14 protein-coding genes are annotated in these 13,316 nt (G+C 46.1%); 8 read left to right on the forward strand and 6 right to left on the reverse strand.

The annotated features are described in order from the left end of the window. Nucleotides 1-11 precede the first annotated feature (11 nt). A complete protein-coding gene (locus ACFFJH_RS17255) occupies nt 12-845 on the reverse strand; it encodes a DUF2189 domain-containing protein (RefSeq protein ID WP_390214183.1) in 834 nt (277 codons plus the stop codon). Nucleotides 846-1,048: 203 nt separating this feature from the next. Further along, on the reverse strand, nt 1,049-1,753 hold the full coding sequence (locus ACFFJH_RS17260; protein ID WP_390214184.1) for a ribonuclease HI family protein: 705 nt from the start codon (nt 1,751-1,753) through the stop codon (nt 1,049-1,051). Nucleotides 1,754-1,891: 138 nt separating this feature from the next. Here ACFFJH_RS17260 and ACFFJH_RS17265 point away from each other — a divergent pair, with 138 nt between their 5' ends. Beyond that, nucleotides 1,892-2,437, forward strand: coding sequence for a DinB family protein (locus ACFFJH_RS17265; protein ID WP_390214185.1), 546 nt, complete (start codon nt 1,892-1,894; stop codon nt 2,435-2,437). Between the two features lie 60 nt (nt 2,438-2,497). Here ACFFJH_RS17265 and ACFFJH_RS17270 read toward each other — a convergent pair whose 3' ends face one another. After that, nucleotides 2,498-3,046, reverse strand: coding sequence for a hypothetical protein (locus ACFFJH_RS17270; RefSeq protein WP_390214186.1), 549 nt, complete (start codon nt 3,044-3,046; stop codon nt 2,498-2,500). A 472-nt stretch (nt 3,047-3,518) separates the two neighbouring features. On the opposite strand from ACFFJH_RS17270, the gene ACFFJH_RS17275 reads away from it, so the two are divergent. The 7 genes from ACFFJH_RS17275 (at nt 3,519) to cobA (ending at nt 10,472) form a co-directional block, all read left to right on the forward strand. Beyond that, the gene (locus tag ACFFJH_RS17275) at nt 3,519-4,292 is read left to right on the forward strand and encodes a sulfite exporter TauE/SafE family protein (protein WP_390214187.1); all 774 of its coding nucleotides are present in this window, start codon (nt 3,519-3,521) and stop codon (nt 4,290-4,292) included. A 170-nt stretch (nt 4,293-4,462) separates the two neighbouring features. Next, nucleotides 4,463-6,169, forward strand: coding sequence for a nitrite/sulfite reductase (locus ACFFJH_RS17280; protein ID WP_390214188.1), 1,707 nt, complete (start codon nt 4,463-4,465; stop codon nt 6,167-6,169). A gap of 12 nt (nt 6,170-6,181) precedes the next feature. Then, nucleotides 6,182-6,709 (forward strand): DUF934 domain-containing protein, encoded by a 528-nt coding sequence (locus tag ACFFJH_RS17285; RefSeq protein ID WP_390214189.1) that lies wholly within the window; start codon nt 6,182-6,184, stop codon nt 6,707-6,709. Further along, entirely contained in the window at nt 6,710-7,420 is a 711-nt protein-coding gene (locus ACFFJH_RS17290) for a phosphoadenylyl-sulfate reductase (RefSeq protein ID WP_390214190.1), read from the forward strand. It abuts the gene before it with no gap. A gap of 43 nt (nt 7,421-7,463) precedes the next feature. Beyond that, entirely contained in the window at nt 7,464-8,399 is a 936-nt protein-coding gene (gene cysD / locus ACFFJH_RS17295; RefSeq protein WP_390214191.1) for a sulfate adenylyltransferase subunit CysD, read from the forward strand. After that, the gene (locus ACFFJH_RS17300; protein WP_390214192.1) at nt 8,399-9,724 is read left to right on the forward strand and encodes a sulfate adenylyltransferase subunit 1; all 1,326 of its coding nucleotides are present in this window, start codon (nt 8,399-8,401) and stop codon (nt 9,722-9,724) included. Before cysD ends, ACFFJH_RS17300 begins: the two co-directional genes overlap by 1 nt. After that, complete coding sequence (cobA, locus tag ACFFJH_RS17305; RefSeq protein ID WP_390214193.1) at nt 9,717-10,472, forward strand: uroporphyrinogen-III C-methyltransferase; 756 nt, start codon at nt 9,717-9,719, stop codon at nt 10,470-10,472. Before ACFFJH_RS17300 ends, cobA begins: the two co-directional genes overlap by 8 nt. Nucleotides 10,473-10,538: 66 nt before the next feature. Here the strand turns inward: cobA and ACFFJH_RS17310 are convergent, their stop codons facing one another. The 3 genes from ACFFJH_RS17310 to lptF are packed head-to-tail and all read right to left on the reverse strand — an operon-like array spanning nt 10,539 to nt 13,224. Further along, entirely contained in the window at nt 10,539-10,916 is a 378-nt protein-coding gene (locus ACFFJH_RS17310; RefSeq protein WP_390214194.1) for a sirohydrochlorin chelatase, read from the reverse strand. A 20-nt stretch (nt 10,917-10,936) separates the two neighbouring features. Next, nucleotides 10,937-12,067 carry an LPS export ABC transporter permease LptG gene (gene lptG, locus ACFFJH_RS17315; protein ID WP_390214195.1) on the reverse strand — a complete coding sequence of 377 codons (1,131 nt, stop codon included), beginning with the start codon at nt 12,065-12,067 and terminating at the stop codon, nt 10,937-10,939. After that, nucleotides 12,067-13,224: an LPS export ABC transporter permease LptF gene (gene lptF, locus ACFFJH_RS17320; protein WP_390214196.1), complete on the reverse strand. Its 1,158-nt coding sequence runs from the start codon at nt 13,222-13,224 to the stop codon at nt 12,067-12,069. Before lptF ends, lptG begins: the two co-directional genes overlap by 1 nt. Nucleotides 13,225-13,316 lie beyond the last annotated feature (92 nt).

The following is a 13,316-nucleotide window of genomic DNA, read 5'->3' on the forward strand; positions in this document are numbered from 1 at the left end:
GCAACATAAAACTAACTGCGTTGATCAGCCGGCCCCACCACTTCACGATAAGCATGCCATGTCGCATGTCCAATGATGGGCATGGTGATGATGAATCCCAAATTCCAAGTCATAAAACCCAGTACAACAAAAGCGACAATGGTCAAACCCCACACCATGGTCAAGGGCACATTCACAAATAGAGCCACGATGCTAATAATCATCGAGGTAATCGCATCGGTATCTCTATCGAGCATCAAAGGAATCGAAATCCAACTAATCGCGAATACTAAGCTGGCAAAAATAAAACCGACGCAAACATATACGAATAAAAATTCTACATTTTCCAATGAAAAAAGCTTAGCTAAAAAACCTTCCATGGTTGGCATACCCTTGTTGTAAAACAAAGCGAAGATCACCAGTGAAGCACGCGCCCACACCATCATAATCACCGCCAAAACCACGGCAAAGGTCCCAATATTACTCCAGCGTCCACTCATAGAAAACGCACTGCCTAACATGCCAGACCGCAGATTTTCGATACGCCTGCTGACGTCATACAAACCCAGTGCCAGTAGTGGTCCAACTAAGAGAAAGCCACAAGTTAATGCGGATAAATATTGCGGCGCATTAGCCAAGGTTAATTTCAGTACCGCCCCCATTGCCGCAAAGCAAACGCCATAAAACAAACCTGCCATCGGTTCAGCGCGGAAATCTTGCAAACCCAAGTACAACCAATGAAAGGCACGAAAAGTACCTAACCTCGCCACTGGCGGAAACGCGCTTTTTTGATCGATCACCATACGAATATCTGGGGCGGCACTGTCGCCGTCGCGCCCACTGGGCCCACCATTGAGTTCACTCATTTTGTCCCCTGTTATATATATTTATTGATGCGAATTATTTGTACGAATTATTTATGCGCTCAGAAACACTTAAATTTAGAGTGCGCAGATCGCTATATCATCCTAAGCGAGTTCTAGGCATTTCTGCAATACAGGAAAAGAAACAAGTTGAAAATCAAAAACCGCAGCCATGTTCAACTAATTTGAACGGATTGCAGGGATGCTCAAGGATTTATTGCAAATCCACGCTGTGCCAAAGCGTCCGCTTGTTGGTTTCTAGCGCGGGGTATCCAATGTAGATGAACACCAGCAATTTGTTCCATCAGCTCCAACGCCGCCGATCTCATGGGGACTAGAGTTGAAACTAAACTTGGTGCGGATTGAACTACATAGCTGGATGTATCACTTGATGTATGCGCATACAGGTCGTCGATGATCACGCGACTATCACCATAAATATGAATATCACAGCTGCCATGAGAGATAGCGAGTTCCAACAGCGCTATCAAGGCCTGATACTCGGCAGTGCTACTAGTTCCATAGCCAATGGCCCGACTTAATGTCCACTGCCGTCCATCAGGTGCTTGCAATACAACCCCAATAGCACAGACTCCCGGATTAGGACGAGCCGAACCGTCAAACCACCCACACCACGAAGAGATAGGAGCAGCTCTACTCGCTATTTTTTGCTGAAATTTCTGTTGTGCTAAGTGACGCTTTTCATTTTTTATTTCTGCTTGCCGCAACTTTTGTTGGCGACGCTGATCCAACAAGACAGTCAATCCATTATCCCCTGCGCTCTGAGTTAAAACCTGCATCAACGCTGCTTCTGGTGATAAATGATCTCGTTGCGCTATACGCCTACTTTGCACCAACTCACGATGAAATGCCAATCCAGATAAACTTTCGAAATCAAATTCTAAATTCACGTAAAAACCACTCGCAAAATAGTCAAAAAAAACGACTGGCTATTGTAGGCTGAGGAAACCGAACCCATCCACTATGGCTCGTTCCTCATTTATAAGTTAATGAACCTCAATAACAGTCCTCAACCAAACGGAGTTCTAATGCCACTCAATCAGCCCCTACAATCTCACGTCCAACTAATGGCGCACTACAATCAATGGATGAATCAAAAAATATATGACGCAGCAGCCAACTTACCGGAAGAGACATTAAAAGAAAATCGGGGCGCCTTCTTCGGTTCAATATTGGCAACGCTAAATCACTTAGCCGTAGCAGATACGATTTGGCTCAAACGCCTAAGCTCGATCTTTCCACCAGCGTGGGAATTAGAAGATGCCAAACAATTACCGCATATTCAGGCGCTAGATACGACGCTCTTTACAGATCTAACATCTCTACGTGACTATCGCCACAAACTTGACGCCATGTTGCAATTATTGGGCAACAAAGCACAAGACGAGGCGCTAACAACCTTCGTGACCTATAGCGATACCAAAGGCAATCAACATAACAAACCACTGTTTAGCTTGCTCATGCACATCTTCAACCATCAAACCCATCATCGCGGTCAGATTACCACTTTGTTTAGCCAAGTTGGCGTAGATGTTGGCGTAACCGATCTGAATGCACTTGTGCCTTCAACTTAGTTCTGAAGCGATCAAATAAGCGATGAAATAATTGCGGATGCAAAACAAACGCTGAAAATCTCAAGGTTTTCCGCCCCCCATCCCGCCAGCGCCGCCTTTACCACCGCGACGTCCCTCACCGTGCGGCCGTTCACTGGTCGCACGGCCATCCTTAGGTTTATCGGCGACACGACTTATCTGCTCATTCAGCATAAGTACCAATGCATCACGCTGAACATCACTCAAGGCGTCATACATGGTCATCCATGCCTCACGCAATGCTTGGTTTTCTTGTGCGGTCGTCAGATCATCTTGATCCAATGTCAGTGCTAAATCGCGCAGCTCTGGTGCCTTCAATTGCAAACGTTTTTTGATATCAACTTGTATTGCCTGACGCCGTATCTCGCGCGTGCGCAAGATGGCCTTCGTCTTACTTTCGATTTGCACCCAAAGCGCTTGCTGATTCGCAGTGAAATTGGCATTCGCTTTATATTCATTTAATATCGGCAAAATATCTTGCGCCCTAAACTCCCAGACATCAACGGCATTCGCATTTGACATTGCAAACAAGCCGCTCGCCACCGCACCCACCAATACTCGCTTTGCCATAGGAAAAAATTTTGTCATCATGCTGTACTTCCTTCTTCATCTATTTTAGGTAATTCCCGTCATGCTTCATCCAGCCACGAAGCCCAGACCGCATAATAAAAGACGAGAAAACCTGATATGTATAGAAAAGAGCTGGGATATTGGTTTTCGATACAATATGAAACATCAGGCTTGCGCTGCGGTGGCGCGACTATCTACGCGCAATTGCAGAAAACCGGCATTTTCACCCTTGGTCACAGATGAAATTTTCAAAGGGGGTAAATGTACAAGCGCATTTATGTCAAAAAGTCGAACTATGTCCATAGCTGAGCGCACACAAATTATTACAAATTAAGGCTCGCACTGCGCTTTCACCTTTATTCTCGCTATTTAATGCCAATAGTAAGAATTTCGTATTTCTATATAGTCAAACCACATATAAGCAAATAAATACTAAGTAGTTTGTTATAAAGCGGCTTAGACTTATCATGCATGCTACTTTGTATGAGGCGCTATGACACTTACCTATATTATTTCCGGTTTCGCAGTTGGCACTCTGGTCGGTTTGACGGGTGTCGGTGGTGGTTCCTTGATGACGCCTCTCTTGACCCTGTTATTCGGCGTATCACCTGCGGTAGCGGTTGGTACGGATCTGGCATTTGCCTCTATTACCAAAGCGACCGGCACTTTTACCCACCGTTTACGTGGCACCGTAGAATGGTATGTAGTACGTTTGTTGTGTTGTGGCGCGCTACCGGCGGCTTTGTTGGCGACTCTGGCTTTAAAACAATTCGGCGGGCTCAGTCAGGAATTAGGACAAATCATACGTTACTCCATCGCTGGTTCAGTCTTCCTAACCGTCATCGCGATCTTATATCGAAGCAAATTAATCGCTTGGATCAACGCTCACCCAGAACGCCAATTGCGCGGCCAGAGACTTGCGGTAGCGACCATCACCGCTGGTGCTATTTTGGGTGTGCTCGTCACGATTTCTTCGATTGGTGCAGGTGCAATTGGCGCGACTATTTTAGTTTTGTTGTATCCCAAAATGCCAGCAGCCCACGTCGCTGGCACTGACATCGCTTATGCCGTACCCCTAACTGCAATCGCCGCCATAGGGCATTGGTGGCTAGGCTCGATTAATTGGGAATTATTAGGTTCCTTACTGCTAGGTTCAGTGCCTGGCATCACTTTGGGGTCGTTGGCTGCGAAAGCGGTACCTGAAAAATTATTGCGCGGCATTTTGGCGACGACCTTAACTTTGGTTGCTTGTAAATTAGTACTTTAGTGATTCAGTGGATTTCCAAAAGCAATTTGTTGCTGCTGAGTTTGTACCACTGTTTGTAGCCGTATTTAGTAGCAACAAGGCACTTTGTACCCTCACGTTCATAATCTTAATGCTAAGTCTGTGGCAAACCTCATTTGCAGACTCGGTACTTTTAAATAGGAAGTTTGAAGATGTATCGTTACGACCAACATGATCACTTAATCATTCAAGAACGCGTCGCACAATTTCGCGATCAAGTAAGCCGCCGTATCGCTAATGAACTAACGGAAGATGAATTCCGCATCCTGCGCTTACAAAATGGTTTGTACATGCAGCGTCATGCATACATGCTGCGGGTTGCTGTGCCATATGGCCTGCTGTCTTCCACACAGTTACGAAAGTTCGCTTTTATCGCGCGTAAATACGATCGTGGTTATGGTCACTTCACGACACGCCAAAACATCCAATACAACTGGATCAATTTAGAAGACACGCCCGACATCTTGGCTGAATTAGCGAGTGTGGAAATGCACGCGATTCAAACTTCGGGCAATTGCATGCGCAATATCACTTCAGACGAATTTGCTGGCGTGGCTGCGGATGAGATTATTGATCCACGTCCATATGCTGAGATCTTGCGTCAATGGACCACCTTCCATCCCGAATTCGCCTATTTGCCACGTAAATTCAAGATCGCCATCAACGGAGCCAAGGAAGATCGCGCTGCGATTGCAGTCCACGATATCGGTTTAACCGTTGTTCACAATGAAGCTGGCGAAGTTGGCTTTAAAGTGATGGTCGGTGGCGGCATGGGACGTACACCTATTTTGGGGAGTGTGATTCGTGAATTCTTGCCATGGCAACACGTCATGACTTATCTAGAAGCGATTTTGCGTATCTACAACCAATTTGGCCGTCGTGACAATATTTACAAAGCGCGTATCAAGATTTTGGTCAAAGCCATCGGTGCCGAAGAGTTCGCGCGTCAGGTGGAAGAAGAGTGGCAAGATATTAAGGATGGTCCGGGTACTTTAACGGATGCCGAATTACAACGCGTCGCCGCCTATTTCACAGCGCCAAACTATGCCACTTTGCCTGCCAGCGACAGTAATTTTGTGCAATTACAACAAGAAAATAAGGCATTTTCTAATTGGGTGAAGCGGAATGTGAAAGCGCACAAGGTCGCGGGTTACAATGCCGTTGTGTTATCACTTAAGAAACCTGGCGTGCCTCCCGGCGATGCAAGTGCAGATCAAATGGATTTTATTGCGGACTTGGCAGAACGCTACAGTTTTGGTGAAGTTCGAGTCACTCATGAGCAAAATTTGGTGCTGGCCGATGTGGAGCAAAGTCGTTTGTTTGAGCTGTGGAAAGAAGTGAAAGCGCATGGTTTGGCAACACCAAATATTGGTTTATTGACCGATATGATTTGCTGCCCGGGTGGTGATTTCTGCTCATTGGCCAATGCAAAATCGATTCCAATTGCACTTGATATTACGGATCGTTTTAACGATCTCGATTACTTACACGATATCGGTGATCTGGAATTAAATATGTCAGGCTGTATCAATGCATGCGGTCATCACCATGTCGGCAATATCGGCATTCTGGGTGTGGATAAAGATGGTAGCGAATGGTATCAAGTGTCGATTGGTGGCGCGCAGGGTAACCAATCTGCTATCGGCAAAATCATAGGACCATCTTTTTCAGCAGGACAAATGCCTGAAGTGATAGACCGCATCGTGCAAGTGTATTTGCGCGATCGTGTGAGTGGCGAACGCTTTATCGATACCGCACAACGTCTGGGTATCGCGCCTTTCAAAGAATATGTTTATGCAACACCTATAAAAACTATCGAGCATCACGGAGAAGATGCCGGTTCAGCAGTTGTGTACTAAGGGGAGAATGGAATGACTAAAATAATTAAAGATCGCGCAGTCGTCGATGATGATTGGGAAGTTTTGCAATTATCCGAAGATGACAGTGCCGACGCTATTGAAGTACCAGAAGGCAAAATTATTGTGCCTTTAAAAGTATGGCAATTACAAAGAGAAAGTTTATTAGATCGTGCAAAAAATCGCGCGGATATCGCAGTCTGGTTTAGCAGCAATGAACAGGCTAAAGAATTACAAAACGATTTACAGTTCTTCAATTTGCTAGCAGTCGATTTTCCAAAATTTGCCGACGGGCGTGGCTACTCCATCGCCTACAACTTACGAACTCGTTTCAATTACACTGGTGAATTGCGTGCCATCGGCGATGTCTTACGCGACCAATTGTTCTACATGCAGCGCGTTGGCTTCAATGCTTTTGCAGTACGCGCCGACAAGAATATTCACGATGCGATCAAAGGTTTGACCGATTTTAGTGAAAAATATCAGACCTCTGTTGACGAGAAAAATCCACTTTTCCGCCGCGTGGAAAGAACAGGTATTTAAATGAGTGAATTTGCAGTTCGCCTAGCGACCACGCTCAGTGTTTTAGAAACGATCTCAAACGAATTTTCCCCAGCCGTTTTCGCTTCTAGCCTAGCGGCGGAAGACATGGTGTTGACCGATTTGATTTTGAAACATAAATTAAACATAGACATTTTTTCTTTGGAGACAGGACGCTTACACAAAGAAACTTTGAATATGCTCGAGCGTATCAAAGAGACTTATGACTATGAAGTCAAACTCTACAAACCAGACACCGAAGCGGTCGACAATTATGTCAAGCAACACGGTTTGAATGCGTTTTATGACAGCGTAGACATGCGTAAAGAATGCTGCAGAATTCGTAAAGTAGAACCACTCAATCGCGCTTTAAAAGGCAAAAAAGCGTGGATTACCGGCCAGAGACGCGCACAGTCAGCGACACGTACTGAGCTAGCAGTGCAGGAAGACGATGTCGCTCATGCTATGCAAAAATTCAACCCTTTGGCTGATTGGTCAGAAGATGATGTTTGGCACTATATTCGCAGCAATAATGTGCCTTACAATGCCTTACATGACAAAGGCTACCCATCGATAGGCTGCGAACCTTGCACCCGCGCCATCCAACCCGGCGAAGATGTGCGCGCAGGACGCTGGTGGTGGGAAAACCCAGAGTCCAAAGAATGTGGCTTGCATGTGGTGGATGGAAAATTAGTCCGCATTAAAGCAATTTGAACGAAATTATTTGAAAACCGAATACTGAATTAAAAGGCTTAGCATGAACACCGTAGTAGAAAATCACTTCATTGATGCCGCGAGTAATCGCCATCTCGATTGGCTGGAATCCGAAGCCATCCACATCATGCGTGAAGTGGCTGCTGAATGTACTAATCCTGCGCTGCTGTTTTCGGGTGGTAAAGATTCTGTGGTGTTATTGCGTATCGCTGAAAAAGCCTTTCGCCCGGGTAAATTCCCTTTCCCTTTAGTACACGTCGATACCGGCCACAACTTTCCAGAAGTAATCACTTTCCGTGACAAACGCGTGGCGGAGTTGGGCGAACGTTTAATCGTCGGTTCGGTCGAAGACTCAATCAATCGCGGCACCGTGCGCTTGCGTAACCCCAAAACAGATTCACGCAATGCGGCGCAAGCCGTGACTTTGCTGGAAACGATTGCCGAACATAAATTTGATGCATGCATAGGCGGTGCGCGTCGCGATGAAGAAAAAGCCCGTGCCAAAGAACGTATCTTTTCCTTCCGCGATGAATTCGGTCAATGGAATCCAAAAGCCCAACGCCCTGAATTATGGGACTTGTATAACACTCGCGTTCACCCTGGTGAAAACATGCGCGTGTTTCCTATCTCGAACTGGACCGAACTCGACGTTTGGCAATACATCGCCCGTGAAAAACTTGAGCTGCCACCGATTTATTTCGCACATGAACGCGAAGTGATTCCGCGCAATGGCTTGTTGGTTCCAGTCACTGAATTAACCCCGCCACGTGCTGGTGAAACCGTAGAAAAACAAATTGTGCGCTTCCGTACCGTTGGTGATATTTCTTGTACCTGCCCTGTCTCTTCCGATGCTGCGACTGTCGAAGCGATTATCGAAGAAACCGCAGTTACCCAAATCACCGAACGCGGCGCCACACGCATGGATGATCAAACCTCTGAATCCTCCATGGAGAAACGTAAAAAAGAAGGATATTTCTAATGAGCACCCAGGTACAACAATCCGCCACGACCAACAACCTCACACGTGAACGCGGCCTATTACGCTTCATCACGGCTGGCTCAGTAGACGATGGAAAAAGTACGCTGATTGGTCGTTTGCTATTCGATAGTAAAGGCATCTTCGCGGACCAACTCAATGCAATTTCTAAAGCTAAACATAAGCGTACCGTTGGCGACACCATTGATCTCTCATTGCTAACAGATGGCTTAGAAGCCGAACGTGAACAAGGCATTACCATCGACGTCGCTTACCGTTATTTCGCCACGCCAAAACGTAAATTCATCATTGCAGACACGCCGGGTCACGAGCAATACACACGCAATATGGTCACCGGTGCATCGACGGCCGATGCGGTCATCATTTTGATCGACGTCTCCAAAGTCAAACTCGGCGACGACGGCAGCGTAGAATTGCTCACCCAAACAAAGCGTCATTCCACCATCGCCCATTTGCTACAAATCGAACACGTGATCGTTGCTGTCAACAAAATGGATTTGGTGAATTACGATCAAAGCGTGTACGACCGCATCGTTGCTGCTTACCAAAGCTTCGCAGATCAATTAGGTCTACGCGACGTCCACCCCATTCCATTATCCGCACTGGCTGGCGATAACGTCGTGACCAATAGCGAAAAATTGGCGTGGTACCAAGGCCCAACTTTAATCGAGTTGCTGGAATCCTTAAGCGTCTACGATGAATGCCACGACGAACCTTTCCGTTTCCCTGTGCAATTAGTCGCACGTCACAATGGTCACGAAGCGAATGATTTCCGCGGCTACATGGGACGCATAGAAGCAGGCAAGATCAGTGTTGGCGACAGCATCGTGGTACAACCTTCCGGCCAAAGCGCGACTGTCAAAGATATCCAAACTTTGGATAGCTCATTACAAACTGCGGTAGTTGGTCAGTCCGTCACCATTTTACTCAACGAATATGTCGATATCTCACGTGGCGACATGCTAGCGGCAGCAGATCGTCCAGCAACCGTACTCAAATCTGTGAGTGCTGATGTATGTTGGTTGTCTGAAGAAGCTTTAGATTCGCGTCGCAAATATTGGTTGAAACATACCACCCGTCAAGTCGCGGCACGTGTCGCGTCGATCGACACTTTATTGGATATCAATACCCAAGAACGCCGCGCAACTGATACACTTAAATTGAATGACATCGCTCGCGTCAATCTCAATGTACAACAAGCCTTAGCTGCCGATGCTTACGACATCACCCGTGCAACAGGCGCATTTATTTTGATAGACGAAGTCACCCATCAAACAGTTGCAGCGGGAATGATACGTCTTGGCTAATCTATCTGAATCTACTTCGCCCTCGATCCAACAAGAGACAGGCATCGTCTATTTAGTCGGTGCTGGTCCGGGGGCAGTTGATTTGATTACGGTGCGAGGTGCAAAACTTTTAGCGCAAGCGAATATTGTTTTGCACGATGCCTTGGTAACGCCAGAAATGCTGGAACTGTGCCCACAAGCGATCAAGATATCGGTAGGAAAACGCAGTGGACAACGCTCCGCCGCACAAGAACACATCAATCAACAATTGGTCGAAGCAGCCCAACAACACGCCATCGTAGTACGTCTCAAAGGTGGCGACCCTATGCTGTTCGGTCGTGCGGATGAAGAAATGACGACACTCGAGCAAGCTGGCATACGTTTTGAAATTGTACCCGGCATTACCACAGCGATGGCTGCCGCAGCGAGTGTAAAACTACCGCTCACTAAACGCGGTGTAACACGCAGTGTCGCCCTATTCACGTCCAGCACCGCTCCCGGAGAACCCGCCGAGACCCGCATTCCTGATTGCGACACCTTAGTTCAATACATGGGTGGCAAAGAGGCGATACTCACGGCCCAACGCATGCTGGCGAAAGGTTTTTCTGCCAACTTGCCTATCGTCATCGTAGAGAGTTGCAGTCGCCCTGAAGAGAAACATTTACATTTAACGCTAGCCGACCTCGCACAAGGTTTAACGCCTAGCGAAGGTCCGGTATTAGTAATGATGGGGGAAGCGATGCGACTTCGGTTCCTTGAAAGAAGCTAATTTGATAGCGTCTTTTGTGTATGAATTATCGTTGAAATCGAATTAAATCTATTACGATTAATTTCGCTAATTTCTACCTAGCGCACCAACACAATAATCACGAATCGCCAGCAATACCGCAGGATTTTCGCCCGCAGCTTCCACTTGTTCTAGTTTTACATGGGGAAAACGACTACGTAATTCCTCGACCATCAAAGGCAAATCACGTAACACGTGTCCGCCCTGTCCCAGAAAAATCGGTGTAATGGTGATGTCTTCACATCCCGCATTGACTAAATCCGTTACCAACTCGGGTAGCTGCGGTTGCATCAATTCTAAAAAAGCCAATTCAACCTGAACATTAGGCAAACTTTCCTGAGTCAATTTTTGCAGACGTTGAAAAGGTGCCGCCCAGCTTGCCGCGCGTGCGCCGTGGGCAAACAAAATCAAAGCTTTTCTAGACACGATGTCCTCACTCCGTCAGTTTAGTTACGTTCAACATAGCGCAATCCCGCATATGCCATTCCAGAAAAAAGCAAGCTTGGGAACAAGGCGGTAATCATCGCAGGCCAAGTATTAATCATGCCTAAATGTGAGAACAAACTATTGACCAAATAAAACACCATACCCAACATAATGCCGCTGAAAATACGCAGACTGATTCCGCCATCACGCGCATGTAAATAAGCAAACGGCAAGGCCAGCGCCATCATCACTAAAATAGAAATCGGGTAGGTAAGTTTTTTCCAAAACGCGATTTCGTAGCGCTCGGTAGCCTGCTTATTTTCCGATAAATGTCGGGTGTACGACGCCAGCTCATAGGCCGACATACGATCAGGATCAATGAACAGCACCGCTAAAATATCGGGGGTAATTTCTGACTCCAGTTCTTTAGTCGCCAACTTGTGGGTATTGGAAGCGATCTTGGTATCTTGCGCTAAATTTTTCGGAAAATCAGTTTCCACCACATCACTTAAGCGCCACACATGAGACCGAATATACTCGGCCTTGCTAGCATTAATTTCGCGCAGTAATTGAAAATTAGTATCAAACTCATACACTTTCACACCCAATAAAGCACGGCTTGGAGAAACTTCACGCACATTTAAAAATCGTGTGCCTGTCACCACACTTTTATCGTGAGAATCACGGATCAAATCTTTAGTCCACAAGCCGCTACGAAACCCTTGTGTGACTGGTCCACTGGTGGCTGCTAGCTTCACTTTTTTGGCCGTCTTTGCAGACATGGGTGCAATCACTTCACCGAGCAAGAAGGTAAACGCAATCAAAATAATCGCAATCTTTGCCAATATTTTTGCGGCCGTCCAAGACGACATACTAGCGGCACGCATGATGGTAAATTCTGAATTGCTAGCGAATTGCGCTAACACATAAATAGTCCCAATTAAGGCTGCGATAGGTAGAAAATCGTAAGCATTACCTGGGATATTCAAAAGCACATACAGCAAAGCATGTTTGATTTGATATCCGCCTTTATTGACCGAGGAGGCTTCATTCATTAAATCAAAAAATGAAGTCAACACCAGCAAGGCTAGTAAAACAAAAAACACAGCACGAATAATTTCCGTACCAAAATATCGCTGTAGAACTTTCATTATGAATTCACCGTTTGATCTTCAGCGCACTTCTGCTCTTTTTTTATTTGTATACAGCCTTTGACGCGATTCAAGATCCCACTCGGATGTAAAGGACTATTCAATTTCAAACGCCATATAAAGAAGATCGCAATAAACAAAGCAACCAGCGCATGCATTGGCCAAGACGCTTTCCAAAAACTTAAGCGTCCCTCAACCACCGCCAGTTGCAGCATATTTAAAACATTTAAATTAATCGCGACAAAGACCAACGCTACTATCATGTTAGCCGAGCGCCCAACGCGCGGGTTGACGAAGCCTAAAGGAATGGCCAACAACATCAAAAGCAAACCCATAAATGGCAATGAAACACGCCACAACAACTCACCATCGCGACTAGGGTTAGGTTCATCCAATAAAGTTTGTAGTGGTAAGGCTTTAGCAGAACGATTATTGCTATCCATCGTATTTTGTGTAGACACCAACACGGCGTATTTTTCAAACTGCATCATCTGAAAATCACCTTCAGTCGGCAGACCATCATAACGTCGTCCCTGACTCATTACTAAAAAACGATCGCCATGCGCATCAATCTCTATCTTGCCTTCTTTCGCCACGATCACACTGGACCGTCCATCATTCATCATGCTGGTGAAAATATTCTGTACCTTACTGAGGTCACCCGATACTTCCTCCACGAAAGAGACACGTCCACCACTACGCGATTCTTGGAATTTACCTGGCGCGACCTTTGCAATGTCTTCCCGTTTTTCGTAATGATTGCGTACTTCCATTTTTTGTTCATTCGCCCAAGGAGATACAACTAGGCTCAGCGTCGCCACTATCAAAACCAAAGGAATACCAACACTTAATACTGGCTTAATCCATCTCGTTAAACTCAGCCCTGAAGCAAACCACACGACCATTTCTGAATCTTGATAGGCGCGAGTCACCACCAACAATACTGAAATAAATCCGGTCAAGATCAATAAGATAGGAAAATAATCGAGTGAATTAAAACCGATCAAAATCAAGACATCCTTGGAGGCCACTTTACCGCCCGCTGCTTCCCCCAAAATACGGATCAGCATAAAGGTTACGGTGATCGTGAAAAGTGTCGTGAATACAGCGCCTGCAGTACTGAGCAATTCTCGTCTGAGCGCACGTTCAAAAATCATAGGGATATAACTTTAAATAATGGGTTGCGTAATTAGTTACGTAAATCTTGTTGGCTCAGCGCCTAGCTCAGTTTATTGCTAGTTAGCTTATC

It is taken from the genome of Affinundibacterium danionis, assembly GCF_042432465.1.
GTDB classification, from domain to species: Bacteria; Pseudomonadota; Gammaproteobacteria; order Burkholderiales; family Burkholderiaceae_D; genus Undibacterium; species Undibacterium danionis.